Origin of the sequence: Tessaracoccus sp. OH4464_COT-324, assembly GCF_003932855.1 — a bacterium.
Lineage (GTDB): Bacteria > Actinomycetota > Actinomycetes > Propionibacteriales > Propionibacteriaceae > Arachnia.
In genome coordinates this window covers 1-366 of sequence record NZ_RQYZ01000144.1, presented here as the reverse complement: position 1 = coordinate 366, position 366 = coordinate 1, and the positions used below count along the sequence as shown (strand labels likewise).

The window sequence follows — 366 nt, the reverse complement described above, 5'->3', positions numbered from 1 at the left end:
AAGGCTTTGATCCGTTGTAAATGTTGGGAGATTTTTTTGAATTTATGGGTTTCATTTTCGTCCCAAATGATTTCATAGAAAGGTGCCAAAGTATCTGCACTACGTTGCACATCTAAAATCTCTTCTTGTTTTGATAGAAATACGAGGCATTTACCTTGATTTTTTACTCGGAAATTTTCCACACATTTGGTAGCAATATCAGCATATTCTTCAGGACGATCAATTTTTCCTTCCATATTTTCTTGCGGAAACAAATTAGGATTAAAAATGGCTTGCTTAATTCCACACAAAAATCCTACTCGTTCCGCCCAGTAACCGCCTAGGCCTACGCCACAAATTAAAGGCTGTGGATCTTTGCTTTCCGAC

At 37.7% G+C, this 366-nt stretch carries 1 protein-coding gene; it reads right to left on the bottom strand.

Annotated elements, in window-relative coordinates; translation table 11 throughout:
* Nucleotides 1-366, bottom strand: a 366-nt coding sequence (locus tag EII42_RS12500) for a YqiA/YcfP family alpha/beta fold hydrolase (protein ID WP_125172435.1), incomplete at both ends; no start/stop codon positions are given.